Source organism: Verrucosispora sp. ts21 (assembly GCF_002879555.1).
GTDB lineage: Bacteria > Actinomycetota > Actinomycetes > Mycobacteriales > Micromonosporaceae > Micromonospora > Micromonospora gifhornensis.
In genome coordinates this window covers 1-12,714 of record NZ_PNOZ01000122.1, presented here as the reverse complement: position 1 = coordinate 12,714, position 12,714 = coordinate 1, and the positions used below count along the sequence as shown (strand labels likewise).

Sequence of the window (12,714 nt, the reverse complement as noted above, 5' to 3'; positions counted from 1 at the left end):
CCGTCCCGCTCGTCCCGTCCCGTCGATCTTGCACTTCTGGTCGCCGATACGTGGGCTTATGCGGCTTATGCGGCGACAGAAAGTGCAAGATCGACGGGGCTGGGGGGGTGGGGGCGGGGTGTGGCAGTGCAGGTGGTTTGGCTCGGCGTGCCGTACGGCTGCACTGCCACGTGTTCATCGTCGCTCAGCGAACACGCGGCTGCCGGGTGACCTTGCGCGTGGTCGGTCAGCCCTTGACGCAGACCACCTGCTTGAGGTGGGCCACCACCTCGACCAGGTCTTCCTGCTGGGCCATCACCTCGGTGATGTCCTTGTACGCGCCGGGAATCTCGTCGACCACCCCGGCGTCCTTGCGGCACTCCACCCCGGAGGTCTGCGCGGCCAGGTCGTCGGTGGTGTACGTCCGCTTGGCCTGGGCGCGCGACATCCGCCGCCCCGCCCCGTGCGACGCCGAGCAGTACGCCGCCTCGTTGCCCCTGCCCCGCACGATGTACGACCCGGTGCCCATCGATCCGGGGATGATGCCCAGGTCACCGGCACCGGCCCGGATCGCGCCCTTGCGGGTGACCAGCACGTCCACCCCGTCGTAGCGCTCCTCGGCCACGTAGTTGTGGTGGCAGCTGATCGGCTCGTCGTAGCTGACCTGCTCGAACCGGTCCCGTACCAGGTTCATCAGCACGGCGAGCATGACCGCCCGGTTGCGCCGCGCGTACTCCTGCGCCCACCACAGGTCCCGCCGGTAGGCGTCCATCTCCGGCGTGCCGGACAGGAACACCGCCAGGTCCCGGTCGGGCAGGTCGGCGTTGTGCGGCAGCCGCCGGGCCACCGCCATGTGCCGCTCGGCCAGCTCCTTGCCGATGTTGCGCGACCCGGAGTGCAGCATCAGCCAGACCCGGCCGTCGTCGGTGCCGCCGGACTCCAGGCAGACCTCGATGAAGTGGTTGCCGCCGCCGAGGGTGCCCAACTGCCGGCGGGCCCGCGTCTCCAGCTGCGCCACCCGACGGTCCAGGTCGGCGAAGCGCTGCCAGAAGTCGATCCAGCCGCGCTGCTCCAGACCCCGAACCCGACGCGGGTCGACCGGATCGTCACGCTGGGCGAAGCCGACCGGAATGGCATCCTCGATGGCCCGACGCAGCCCCGCGAGGTCGTCGGGCAGATCGTCGGCGGTCAGCGAGGTGCGTACCGCCGACATGCCGCAACCGATGTCCACGCCGACGGCGGCCGGCGACACGGCCTGTCGCATCGCGATCACCGATCCGACCGTCGCACCCTTACCGAAGTGCACGTCCGGCATCACGGCAACCCCCTGCACCCACGGCAACACCCCGATGTTGCGCAGCTGCCGCGCCGCCTGCTCCTCGATCCCATAAGGATCCGTCCACACCCGCACCGGCGCCCGCGTCCCCGCCAACACCTCGTACCCCACGACGCCTCCCCCTCAATTCACCGCCGATCTTGCACCTCTGGTCGCCGATACGTCACTTCTGCGGCTTACGCCCGGGCAGAAAGTGCAAGATCGGCGCGCGCCGTGGTGAGCGTGGGTGAGGTGCGCGGCGGGCTGGGAGAGAGGGTATGAGGGGGTGTGGGGGGTGGCAATGGATATTGGGGCGTCAGGGGGTTGGGGTTGGGGGGGTGGTGGCGGAGAGGCGGTCTAGGTGGGGGGCCAGTTCGTCGGTGAGGAGCAGGTCGGTGCGGATGTCGTCGTGCGGGTAGGCGGCGCGGCCGACCATGTGGGCGGCCACCGGGGCGGTGGCCAGCTGGAAGACCCCGATCAGCACCAGGGTGGTGATGTCCACGCCGGTGCGCAGCCGCAGGCCGCAGCCGAGCAACACCAGCAGCAGCCCGAGGACCTGCGGCTTGGCCGCGGCGTGCATGCGGGCGAGCAGGTCGGGAAAGCGCACCAGGGCCATGCCGGCGGCGAGGCTCAGCAGGGCACCGCTGATCAGGCAGACGGCGGCGACGATGTCGAGTACGGCGTCCAGGCTCATTTGTCGTTTCTCCGGGCGGCGAAGCGGGCGACGCTGACCGAGCCGACGAATCCGAGGACCGCGAGCACCACGAGCACCGGAAGCGCGGTGGCGTCCTTGCTGTAGGCGGCCTCGGTGGCGATGGCCGCGACGATGATGGCCAGCAGCACGTCGGTGGCGACCGCACGGTCCAGGATCGACGGACCACGGATGATGCGGGTGAGGGTGAGTGCGCCGGCCACGGCGAGCAGCGCGGTGACGGTCACGGCGACGATGGTCATGCCGCTGCCCCTTCCAGGTCTAGCGGTGGCGGTGGACGTTCACGGACGCGACGTTGTTCCTCCGGCGAGCCGATGGCGGCGACGATGCGCTCCTCCAACTCCAGCACCCCGCGCCGGAACTTCTCCACCTCGTCCAGGCTGTCGACGTTGATGACGTGGATGAACAGGGTGCCGGTGGTGCGGTCGGCCTCCAGGATCAGGCTGCCCGGCACCAGCGACAGCGCCTCCGCCGCGAGGGTGAGGTTGAGGTCGGTGTTCACCCGCAGGCGCACCGCGATGATGGCGCTGTGCGGCACGTGCCCCGGACGCAGCGCCATCCAGGCGATCTGGACGGAGGCGACGACGAGGTCGCTCAGGAAGCGCAGCAGGAACCGGGCCGTACCCAGGGGGTGGATCCGTCCCGCGAAGGTCACCGGCGGCAACGGGAAGACCGCCAGCAGGACGGCGGCCACCACCAGCCCACTTATCAGGTTGGCCCACGACAGCGTGCCCCAGAGCAACATCCAGACGACCACCAGGAAGATCACCGCAGTGATCCGGTTACGACGTCGGGCAGCCGGGGTCAGTGTGGCGTTGCTCGGCGGCTCGGTCGGCTCCGCCGGGGTCATCGGGTCAGGCCTCACGGCGCACCTCCCGGGAAGACGGCGTCGACGTACGGTGTGCGTTGCAGCAGGTCGTTGGCGGCATCGCTGCTCAGGTCGAACAACGGGCCGGCCACCAGCGTCAGCACCAGGCCGAAGACCACCAGGGCCACCGTCGGCGCGATCATCAGCCCGGGGAGCACGGCGCCGGTCTGCGCGGTGGCGAGGGACTGCTGCGGTTGCACCGCCCCCTCGGTGCGGGCCGCCTGCTCGGCGTCGTCGACCGCCGGCATCTCCGGGTGCGGCGCCCGCCAGAAGGCCAGGTTCCACACCCGGGCCACCGCGTACAGGGTGAGCAGGCTGGTGACCAGGCCGCCGGCGACCAGGATCCAGGCCAGCGCACCACCGTCGTCTATGCCGGCCTGGACCAGGCCGAGCTTGCCGAGGAAGCCGGAGAACGGTGGGATGCCGGCGAGATTCAACGCCGGTACGAAGAACAGCACGGCGAGGATCGGCGACAGCCGGGCCAGGCCGCCGAGGCGGTCCATGGCGGTGGTGCCACCTCTTCGTTCGACAAGTCCGGCGGCGAGGAACAGGGTGGTCTGGATGGTGATGTGGTGCACCACGTAGAAGATCGCCGCGGACAGTCCGAGTGACGAGGTGAGCCCGACACCGAAGAGCATGTAACCGATGTGGCTGATCAGTGTGAAGGACAACAATCGCTTGATGTCGGACTGGGCGACCGCGCCGAGGATGCCGACCACCATGGTCAGCACCGCCGTCACCAGCATCAGGGTCGCGACCCGGCCGCCGGGGAACAGCAGCGTTTCGGTACGGATGATCGCGTACACGCCGACTTTGGTCAGCAGGCCGGCGAAGACCGCGGTGACCGGGGCGGGTGCGGTGGGATAGCTGTCCGGCAACCAGGCCGACAGCGGGAACACCGCGGCCTTGATGCCGAAGGCGAGCAGCAGCATGCCCTGCAACAGCAGCCGGATGTCGTCGGGCAGGGCGTCGAGCCGGTCGGCGAGCTGGGCCAGGTTGAGCGTGCCGGTCGAGGCGTACACCAGACCGATGGCGACCAGGAAGATCACCGACGAGAGCAGGCTGACCACGACGTAGGTGGTGCCCGCCCGGATCCGGGTCTCGGTGCTGCCCAGGGTGAGCAGCACGTAGCTGGCCACCAGCAGGATCTCGAAGCCGACGTAGAGGTTGAACAGGTCGCCGGAGAGGAAGGCGTTGCACACGCCGGCGGTCAACACCAGGTAGGTGGGGTGGTAGACCGACAGCGGCGTCTCCTCGTCGCCGTCGGCCATACCCTGCCCGATGGAGTACACCAGCACGCACAGGGTCACCGCGGCGGAGACCACGAGCATCAACGCGGCGAGCTGGTCGGCCACCAGCACGATGCCCAGCGGGGCGACCCAACCGCCGACCTCCACCACCAGCGGCCCGTGCAGGCTGGACTGGATCAGCAGCATCGCGGCCACCGCGACGGTGGCGGTGAGGACGGTGAGGCTCACCCATCGCTGGGCCCGGGGACGCCCGAGCAGCAGCAGGGTCAGGGCCGCGCCGAGCAGTGGCATCACCACCGGCAGCGGTACGAGGAACGTCATCCGGCCCGCCCTCCCTTCGCCGTGGTGGACAGCTGCCGCTCGTCCGTCGTCGGTGATTCCTCGTCGTCGTCGTCGCCGTCGACGTCGTCGTCGGGTACCTCGTCGCGGTCCGCGAGGTCCATGATCCGGCGGTCCTCGACGTCGTCCTGCACCTCGTCGTGCCCGTTGAGGTGCCAACTGCGGTACGCCAGGGCGAGCAGGAAGGCGGTCATGCCCAGGGTGATCACGATGGCGGTGAGGATCATCGCCTGCGGCAGTGGATCACTCATCTCCTCCTGCGGGGCGCTGCCGACGATCGGCGGGGCACCGGCCCGCCCACCGGTGAGCAGCAGCAGGTTCGCGCCGTTGCCGAGCAGGATGACGCCCATCAGCACCCGGGTGAGGCTGCGTTCCAGCAGCAGCGTCACGCCGGCGGCGACGAGCACGCCGACCACGATGACGTAGGTGAGGTTGGGGCTCACACCAGCTCCTTTTCCCGTACCTCGTCGCCCTCGGTCTCGTGTTGGCGGTCCATCTCGGCGCCGAGGCTGCGCAGGATGTCCAGCACCAGGCCGACGACGATCAGGTAGACACCGACGTCGAAGAAGGCCGACGTGACGAAGTGGATGTGACCCAGCACCGGTAGGTGGAAGTCGAGCAGGGCGCTCTGCAGGAACTCCCCGCCGAGCAGCATGGCAGCCACGCCGGTGCCGACGGCCACGAACAGCCCGGCACCGAGTACCACGCCGGCGTCGACGGGTGCGGCGCCGTTGAGCTCGGTACGACCACCGGCCAGGTACCGCACGGCCAGGGCCAGACCGGCGACCAGGCCGGCGGCGAAGCCACCACCTGGCGCGTTGTGGCCGCTGAACAGCAGGTAGATGGAGAACAGCACGATGGCGTGGAACAGCAGCCGGGTGATCACCTGAAGAATCACCGACTGCGACCGGGCGGTGGCGCCGGTGGTCAACCAGCGGGGCCGGTTGTACTCGGTCGGGCCGTCGCCGGGGATGTCGCCGCGGCGGCCGAGGTCGCGGGCATGGCGGAAGATCAGGCTGGCCACGCCGGTCGCGGCCACCACCAGCACCGCGATCTCACCCATGGTGTCCCAGGCCCGGATGTCGACAAGGGTCACGTTCACCACGTTCTTGCCGCCGCCGTAGGAGACCGCCCCGTCGGGGAAGTCGACGGAGATCGGGACGGCCTGGCGGGCACCGGCCGCCACGTAGGCCATGCCGGCGGTGACGGCGCCGACGGCTACCCCGATCGCGACCCGGCCACGCCGGCTGGAACGGATCGGGCGTTCGGAGAACTTCGCCGGCAACCGGCGCAGCACCAGCACGAACATCACGATCGTGACGGTCTCCACCAGGAACTGGGTCAACGCCAGATCGGGTGCGCCGTGCAGGACGAACATCAGCGCGATGCCGTAGCCGGCCACACCGACCAGGATCATCGCGGTGAGCCGACGCAGGGCGCGGGCGGCCATCACGGCGGCGATCACCACCATGGCGGCGGCGACTCCCTGCAACGGGGTGTCCCACAGATGGAAGCGCTGTGGCCAGGGGCTGCCGGCCAGCAGCGCACCGCCCGGCAACACGACCATCACCACCAGGATGACGCCGAGGTAGAACGGCAGCGAACCACGCTGGGTCCGACCGGTCAGTTCGACCGCGAGCCGGTCGATGGCGTTGATGCACTTCTTGTACGCCACGGCACCGTCGAACGGCAGCCGCATGGTGGCGCGGACCCGCTCCCGGCGCATCAGGTCGAACAGGCCGGCACCGCCCGCCACGGCCAGCACGGACAGGCCGAGCGCCGGGGTGAGGCCGTGCCACAACGCCAGGTGGTAGCCGGTTTCGGCGGAGCGGTACAGGTCGGCGTACGGGGCCAGCAGGCGATCCACCGCCGGGGCGAGCACGCCGACGGCGACACCGGCGACGGCCAGCACGGCGGCCGGGGTGAGGATCGCCCAGGACACCGGCCGGACCGTGGTGGGCTCGACGCCGGGCTTGTCGGCGAAGGCACCCCACAGGTAGCGCAGGGTGTACGCCACGGTCAGCACCGAGCCGAAGATCACACCGGCGAGTACCGCCAGGTCGGCGGTGCCACCGTGCAGCAGCGCCTCGACCGCGGCCTCTTTGGCGACGAAACCGGCCATCGGTGGCAGACCGGCCATCGAGGCCGCGGCGAGCCCCGCCACCACGGCCAGGGCGGGGGCGCGACGCCCGACGCCGCTGAGTTCCCGCAGGTCACGGGTGCCGGTGGCGTGGTCGATGATGCCGACGGTGAGGAACAGGGTGGCTTTGAACAGGGCGTGGGCCAGCACCATCGCCACGCCGGCCAGGGCGGCGTCCCGGGTGCCGGCACCGAGGACGACCATGAGCAGACCGAGTTGGCTGACCGTGCCGTACGCCAGCAGCAGCTTGAGGTCGACCTGGCGCAACGCCGACCAGCCGCCGAGGAACATCGTGATCAGGCCGCCGACGAGCAGCACGGGCCGCCACGGGGTGACCTCCGCGACGGCGGGGCCCATCAGGGCGACCAGGAAGACGCCCGCTTTGACCATGGCCGCCGCGTGCAGGTACGCGCTGACGGGTGTCGGCGCGGCCATGGCGCCCGGCAACCAGAAGCTGAACGGGAAGATCGCCGACTTGCTCAACGCGCCCAGCAGGATCAGCACCAGGGCGACCGCCAGGTAGCCGCCGCCGGGCAGGTTCTCGGCGACGACGGACCAGCGGTAGCTGCCGGCGTGCTGACCGAGCATGACGAACCCGGCGAGCATCGCCAGACCGCCCAGCGTGGTCACCAGCAACGCCTGCATGGCGGCACGCCGGCTGGCCCGCTTCGCCGGGTCGTAGCCGATCAGCAGGTAGGAGAAGACGGTGGTCAGCTCCCAGAACACGTACAGCAGCAGCAGGTCGTCGGAGACCACCAGGCCGAGCATCGCACCGGCGAAGGCCACGAACACCGCGACGAAGCGGCCCAGGCCGGGGTCGTCGGAGCGGAAGTAGCGTGCGCTGTAGGCCAGCACCAGGGCACCCACGCCACCGACCAGCACCACCATCAACCAGGACAGCGTGCCCATTCGCAACGCGAGTTCCAGATCGAGTTGCGGCACCCAGGTCAGCGTCTCGACCACGGGCTCACCGGAGCGGACCTTACCGATGTGTGTCAGCGCCCACGCCAGCGTCGCTCCAGGGACCAACGCGACCACGTAGAGGGCGTGCCGTCCCCAGAGTCGCACCAGCGCCGGGGCGATCACGGCTGTCAGCGCATGGACCGCCACCAGAACCAGCACACACCCTCCTCGGGAGATCATCAGTCGGTGCAACGACCTTATCCGGTAAGGACCGCCGTCTGCATCTGCCGTGAATTGGATCAAAGGTGTGTCCGGCGACAGAGCACTCAGAACGACGGCGGAGTTCACCGCCGTTTCACCGTTGGCAGTACGGCCCAAACCCGCTGACGGTCAGCGGGCCCGTTCGATCACGAACGTCCGTTCAGTCCTTCGGCAGCCGGCGTCCCCTTCCGTCGTCGCGGTCGATCCGCAACTCGCGCTCCAACTCGACGATGAGGGTACGCAGATCGTCGAGGCGTTGACTGATCGCGATGCGGTCCACCTCGTCGGGGACCCCGTCGCCGTCGGAGTCGTAGCCCGGAGCGAGCCCTTCGGTCATCTCCAACCGGCGGGCCTCCTCCATGGAGTTGACGAAAACGGCGATCAGGATGTTCAACAGCAGGTTGACCGTGATGACCACGAAGCTGGCGTAGTAGAGCACGGTCCACGGCGACACCTCCATGCCCTGCTCGATGAGGTCCGGCAGGGTCTCCAGGGACAGCAGCACGAACAGGGTCAACAGGGACCGTCCGATGTCCCCGTACTCCTCGGGGTAGACCTTGCCGAAGATCAGCCAGCCGGCCATGCCGTAGACGTAGAGGGTCACCACGGCCAGGGCGAAGAAGCCACCGATACCGGGCAGACTGCGCCACAGCGCCGCGACGATCGTGCGCAGGCCGGGCGAGAACCGCACCAGACGCACCATGCGCAGCACCCGTACGACGCGCAACAGCGCCGAGTCGCCGTGCAGGACCGGTACGAATATCGCCACGATCACCAGGAAGTCGAAGACGTTCCAGCCCTGCCGGAAGAAGTCCTGCGGTCGACGTCCGTAGGCCAGCAGCCGGATGGCGATCTCGATGACAAATATCACCCGGAAGACCCACTCGACGGCGTGCAGGGCGGTGCCCGCCGCACCCAGGTCGGGGTAGGTCTCCAGGCCGAGGACCACGCCGTTGGCCAGGATCACCGCGACGATGGCAAGCTCGAACGGACGGGAGGCGGAGATCCGGGCACACGCCTCGGCCAGCCTGGACCGCGACGAGTCGACCGGCCCGCGTCGCTGGGCCGGCACCTGCGCGTCCCTCACCGGGCGCTTGACCTCGGCTTGCGCGCTGGGGCCGGCTGCGCCAGCCACCGTGCGTCACTCAGGTATCGACGTACGGCAGTCATGGCCGACAGCCTACGGGGCGACGCCCGCCGACATCACCCGCCCAGCCGCCGGATCATGTTCATCACGGTTTCCACCTGGGCGCCGCCCTTGATGGGGTAGTTCGTCGCCCCGAGGTAGCCCCACCAGTCCCAGCAACCGTTCGGGTTGGCGGCTGCGGTGACGGCCTGCGGGTAGAGCACGATCATCGCGTTCGTGTCGGCGTACTGGTTGAGGTTTGCCCGGTCCACGAAGGCGGTGCCGACCCGGCTGTGGCCCTGGAGGCAGCCGTGCAGGGCGACGAGCAGGCGGCAGCTGGTGCCGGCCGCGCAGGACGCCGGGACGTAGGCGAACCCGTTGGCGTCCATGCTCGCGGCGCCGGCCCGGCCGCCGGGGGCGAAGGTGTGCTGGCTGAACCGCACCAGCGTGCCGCCGAGCGGGCCGGTGTTCGGCGGCTGCACCGAGCCGAACAGCTTGCGCAGGAAGGCGTTCTGCGGGTCGGTGCCGCAGTCGTTGAGGTACGGCGCCGCCGTGGCGGTGCAGCCGACCGTCCCGTACGGAGTGACCCAGCCGTGCCCGGCGGGCGAGGTGTTGTCGTACTGCACGTTGGCGCCGAAGTGCTGCTGGTAGCGGACCAGGTCGTCGCTGACCGACCGCTTGACTGTGGTGTCGGATCGACCGTGGAAGACGTAGACCGGTTCGCCGGACAACCCGCTCACCGGGTCGATCCAGCCGTAGCCGGCCCAGGTCCGGGTGTAGGTCTGCAGGGCGCTCAGGTACGTCGGGTAGAGGTTGTCGCCGCAGCCGTAGAGCGCCTGGGCGACGTTGTTCTGGGCGCAGTAGTACGGGCCGGCCGCGAACAGCGCCGCTCCCCTGATCCGCTGCGAGTAGGCCACCTGAAGTTGCGTCGCCAGGTACGCCCCGGAGGAGACGCCGGCGACGTACACGCCGGAGACGCGGTACGTCGACAGGTTCGCCGAGACGGGGGTCCTGGTGTGCACAGTGGGCGCGGCGGACGCGGGCACGGCGGGGGCGATCAGCAGCGCCGCGACGGCTGCGGCGAACAGTCGTAGGGCAGGTTTCAGCATGACGCTCTCCCTGGGACGAGGTGAGCGCCGGCGGTGATGTCGGCGTACGACGACGCTAGCGTGATCCAGGTCACCGGCGACATGAGCGCGGCACACACCCGGCGGGGTCGCACTGTGGTGTCGGTCGATGCCTCGGCCCCGGAATCGTTAGATTGGACCGTTATGGCGCTGATCCGCTGTGACTTCTTCGCCGAGACGCTCGGCCTCAGCACGTCGATGACCGTGATCCTGCCGCAGCAGACCACGTCGCAGATCGGGCTGACCGGCGCGGAGGCCCCCGGCGACCCGCCGGTGCTGTACCTGTTGCACGGGCTCAGCGACGACGACACCATCTGGCTGCGCCGTACCGCCATCGAACGGTACGTCGCACCGCTCGGTCTGGCGGTGGTGATGCCGCAGGTCGGGCGGAGCTTCTACGCCGACGAGGAGCACGGCAACCGGTACTGGACGTTCCTGCGTGAGGAACTGCCGCAGCTGTGCCACGGCTTCTTCCGCCTCTCCGCCCGGCGGGAGGACACCTTCGTGGCCGGGCTCTCGATGGGTGGCTACGGCGCGGTGAAGTGGGCGCTGCGCGAACCGGACCGGTTCGCCGCAGTGGCGAGCCTCTCCGGCGCGCTCGACCTCGCCTTCCGCGCCGAGCACCCGACCCGTCCGATCGACCCTCGGGTGTGGCACACCGCCTTCGGTGACCGTCCGGTACGTGGCACCGACGACGACCTCCTCACCCTGCTGGACTCGGCCGGTGCCACACCCCCGCTCTACGTCGCCTGCGGCACCGAGGATTTCCTGTACGAGGACAACGTGCGGTTCGCCGAGCGGGCCCGGTCCGCGGGACTGCCGCTGACCGTGGACTTCTCCCCCGGCGAGCACGACTGGGCGTACTGGGATGCGAAGATCGCCGACGTGCTCGCCTGGCTGCCCCTGGCCGACCGGGGCGGTCAGCCGACCGAGGAACGGGCGACCGGCAGGTCGAAGTAGGTGTCCGGCCAGGGTTCGTCGCGGTAGCGGAAGTGCCACCATTCCCGGTCGTAGCCGACGAACCCGCCGTCGGTCATCAACCTGTGCAGCAGCCGCCGGTTCTCCCGGGCGGTCGGGCCGACCCGGGTGGTGTCGGTGTGCGCGAGCGGGTCGAAGCAGTCGAAGCCGGTGCCCATGTCGACGCTGTTGTCGCCGAAGCGCTGCGGCTGGGCGGCGGTGCAGGCGACCAGTGGTTGGCCGGGCACGTATCCGGCCTGTTGGCGGGCGGGCAGGCCGACCAGGGTGAGGTCGACGGTGCTGCCTCGGCTGTGCGCGGTGGGTGCCCCGAGGTAGCCCTGGTCGAACAGGTCCGACTTGGCCACCCGAGGATAGAACTCGGCCTTCATCTGCTCCTCGTCGGTGTGGCGGGCCCAGGCGACGAACTCGTCGGCGGCCGACTGCGGGCGGTAGCAGTCGTACACCTTGAGGGTGTGACCGGTGGCCAGGGCCGTCTCCTGCACCCGACGCAGCGCCTCGGCGGCCTGCGCGGTGAGCAGGCAGAGCGGCTCGGTGTAGCCGGTGACGGGTCGGCCGACGAAGTTGTGCGGGCCGTAGTACCGGATGTCGGTCAGGATGCGCGGGTCCACGTCGGAGAGGACGACGAAGCCCGGCAGCGTGGATGCCGCCGACCGGGTCGCGGACGGTGGCGGGGGCGCGGACGGTGGCGGGGTCGGCTCGGGTCGACCGCAGCCGGTCACCGTGATCACGCCCGCCGTCAGCCCCACCAGCACCTTCGACATGCGTACCAACGACAAGCGCGCCATCTGCGGGGTCAGCCGCGCGAGGTCGGGGCGCGGCCCGCGGTACGCAGCCGGCGACGGCGGCCGATCAGCGCGCCCACTCCGACGGTCAGGCCTACCGCGAGGAGCACGTACGAGGCCGACCGGATCGGATGGGCCAACGGGTGCCGGCCGGTCGCCTCACCGCCGGAGGCCCCACCGGGTAGCGCCTGGGGTGGCATCGTGCTCGGCGGCGCGGAGGCGGTGGTGGCGCCGGGGCGTACCAGCACACCGACCGAGGCGTCGCGGGGCAGGGCGAAGCCCCAGTCGAGCAGCGCCGCGCCCTGTTGCCAGCCGCGCTTGTCGATCACGTCGGCACCGAGCAGGGTGACCACGAGCCGACGTCCGTTGCGTTCGGCGGCCCCGACGTAGGTGTGCCGGGCCAGGTCGGTGTAGCCGGTCTTGCCGCCCAGCGCACCGGGGTAGCGGTAGAGCAGCTGGTTGTCGTTGTCGATGGTGAAGCCCTTGGTGCGCTGCTTCGGCTGGGCGGGGATGTCCGCCTCCCGGGTCGCCACGTACCGCCGGAAGTGCTCGTCGTCGAAGCAGGCCCGGGCGATCAGGGCCAGGTCGTACGCGCTGGTGAACTGTCCCGGGCCGTCCAACCCGGACGGTGTGGCCGCATGGGTCTGGTACGCCCCGAGCAGCTGGGCCTGCTCGTTCATCGCGCGCAGCCCGCCGGCCATCCCGTCCGCACCGCCACCGAGGCGGGCCAGCGCGTTCGCCACCTCGTTGCCGGAGCGCAGCAGCAGTCCCAACCAGAGCGTCTCGACCCGGTACCGGCCGCCGGCCACCAGTCCCACCGCCGAACTGCCCGGCTCGATGTCGAGGTCACCCGCGGTGATGGTGACGACCTCGGTGGGGTCCAGCCGGGGCAGCATGGTCGCGGCCAGCAGCAACTTCTGCACGCTGGCCGGGG

Annotated in this window: 12 protein-coding genes; 1 reads left to right on the top strand and 11 read right to left on the bottom strand. The window is 70.1% G+C overall.

Annotated features, from left to right (window positions below; genetic code table 11):
* Positions 1-226 precede the first annotated feature (226 nt).
* From C1A38_RS29265 to C1A38_RS29225, 9 genes are all read right to left on the bottom strand, one after another.
* Complete coding sequence (locus tag C1A38_RS29265) at positions 227-1,426, bottom strand: RtcB family protein (protein ID WP_013733756.1); 1,200 nt, start codon at positions 1,424-1,426, stop codon at positions 227-229.
* A gap of 184 nt (positions 1,427-1,610) precedes the next feature.
* Positions 1,611-1,988 carry a monovalent cation/H(+) antiporter subunit G gene (mnhG, locus tag C1A38_RS29260; RefSeq protein ID WP_102660916.1) on the bottom strand — a complete coding sequence of 126 codons (378 nt, stop codon included), beginning with the start codon at positions 1,986-1,988 and terminating at the stop codon, positions 1,611-1,613.
* Positions 1,985-2,248, bottom strand: coding sequence for a monovalent cation/H+ antiporter complex subunit F (locus C1A38_RS29255; RefSeq protein WP_013733754.1), 264 nt, complete (start codon positions 2,246-2,248; stop codon positions 1,985-1,987). The genes mnhG and C1A38_RS29255 overlap by 4 nt, the downstream gene beginning before the upstream one ends.
* Positions 2,245-2,871, bottom strand: coding sequence for a Na+/H+ antiporter subunit E (locus tag C1A38_RS29250; protein WP_233197099.1), 627 nt, complete (start codon positions 2,869-2,871; stop codon positions 2,245-2,247). The genes C1A38_RS29255 and C1A38_RS29250 overlap by 4 nt, the downstream gene beginning before the upstream one ends.
* Positions 2,868-4,445, bottom strand: coding sequence for a Na+/H+ antiporter subunit D (locus C1A38_RS29245; RefSeq protein WP_102660914.1), 1,578 nt, complete (start codon positions 4,443-4,445; stop codon positions 2,868-2,870). Before C1A38_RS29245 ends, C1A38_RS29250 begins: the two co-directional genes overlap by 4 nt.
* Positions 4,442-4,906 (bottom strand): Na(+)/H(+) antiporter subunit C, encoded by a 465-nt coding sequence (locus tag C1A38_RS29240; protein WP_102660913.1) that lies wholly within the window; start codon positions 4,904-4,906, stop codon positions 4,442-4,444. Before C1A38_RS29240 ends, C1A38_RS29245 begins: the two co-directional genes overlap by 4 nt.
* The gene (locus C1A38_RS29235; protein ID WP_102660912.1) at positions 4,903-7,725 is read right to left on the bottom strand and encodes a Na+/H+ antiporter subunit A; all 2,823 of its coding nucleotides are present in this window, start codon (positions 7,723-7,725) and stop codon (positions 4,903-4,905) included. Before C1A38_RS29235 ends, C1A38_RS29240 begins: the two co-directional genes overlap by 4 nt.
* Before the next feature lie 202 nt (positions 7,726-7,927).
* Positions 7,928-8,854 (bottom strand): ion transporter, encoded by a 927-nt coding sequence (locus C1A38_RS29230; RefSeq protein WP_233197098.1) that lies wholly within the window; start codon positions 8,852-8,854, stop codon positions 7,928-7,930.
* Positions 8,855-8,970: 116 nt separating this feature from the next.
* Positions 8,971-10,002 carry an extracellular catalytic domain type 2 short-chain-length polyhydroxyalkanoate depolymerase gene (locus C1A38_RS29225; protein WP_102660911.1) on the bottom strand — a complete coding sequence of 344 codons (1,032 nt, stop codon included), beginning with the start codon at positions 10,000-10,002 and terminating at the stop codon, positions 8,971-8,973.
* 162 nt (positions 10,003-10,164) lie between these two features.
* Here C1A38_RS29225 and C1A38_RS29220 point away from each other — a divergent pair, with 162 nt between their 5' ends.
* Positions 10,165-10,980: an alpha/beta hydrolase gene (locus C1A38_RS29220; protein ID WP_102660910.1), complete on the top strand. Its 816-nt coding sequence runs from the start codon at positions 10,165-10,167 to the stop codon at positions 10,978-10,980.
* On the opposite strand, the gene C1A38_RS29215 is transcribed toward C1A38_RS29220, so the two are convergent.
* A complete protein-coding gene (locus tag C1A38_RS29215) occupies positions 10,941-11,759 on the bottom strand; it encodes a M15 family metallopeptidase (RefSeq protein WP_102660909.1) in 819 nt (272 codons plus the stop codon). The two genes, C1A38_RS29220 and C1A38_RS29215, sit on opposite strands and share 40 nt — an antisense overlap.
* Before the next feature lie 32 nt (positions 11,760-11,791).
* The coding region (locus C1A38_RS29210) for a D-alanyl-D-alanine carboxypeptidase family protein (RefSeq protein WP_102660908.1) at positions 11,792-12,714 on the bottom strand (923 nt) is incomplete at its 5' end.

Excerpts from the sequence above, each read along its gene's own strand:
- mnhG (WP_102660916.1), bottom strand. The coding sequence starts at position 1,988 with ATGAGCCTGGACGCCGTACTCGACATCGTCGCCGCCGTCTGCCTGATC.
- C1A38_RS29255 (WP_013733754.1), bottom strand. The coding sequence starts at position 2,248 with ATGACCATCGTCGCCGTGACCGTCACCGCGCTGCTCGCCGTGGCCGGC.
- C1A38_RS29245 (WP_102660914.1), bottom strand. The coding sequence starts at position 4,445 with ATGACGTTCCTCGTACCGCTGCCGGTGGTGATGCCACTGCTCGGCGCG.
- C1A38_RS29225 (WP_102660911.1), bottom strand. The coding sequence starts at position 10,002 with ATGCTGAAACCTGCCCTACGACTGTTCGCCGCAGCCGTCGCGGCGCTG.
- C1A38_RS29220 (WP_102660910.1), top strand. The coding sequence starts at position 10,165 with ATGGCGCTGATCCGCTGTGACTTCTTCGCCGAGACGCTCGGCCTCAGC.
- C1A38_RS29215 (WP_102660909.1), bottom strand. The coding sequence starts at position 11,759 with ATGTCGAAGGTGCTGGTGGGGCTGACGGCGGGCGTGATCACGGTGACC.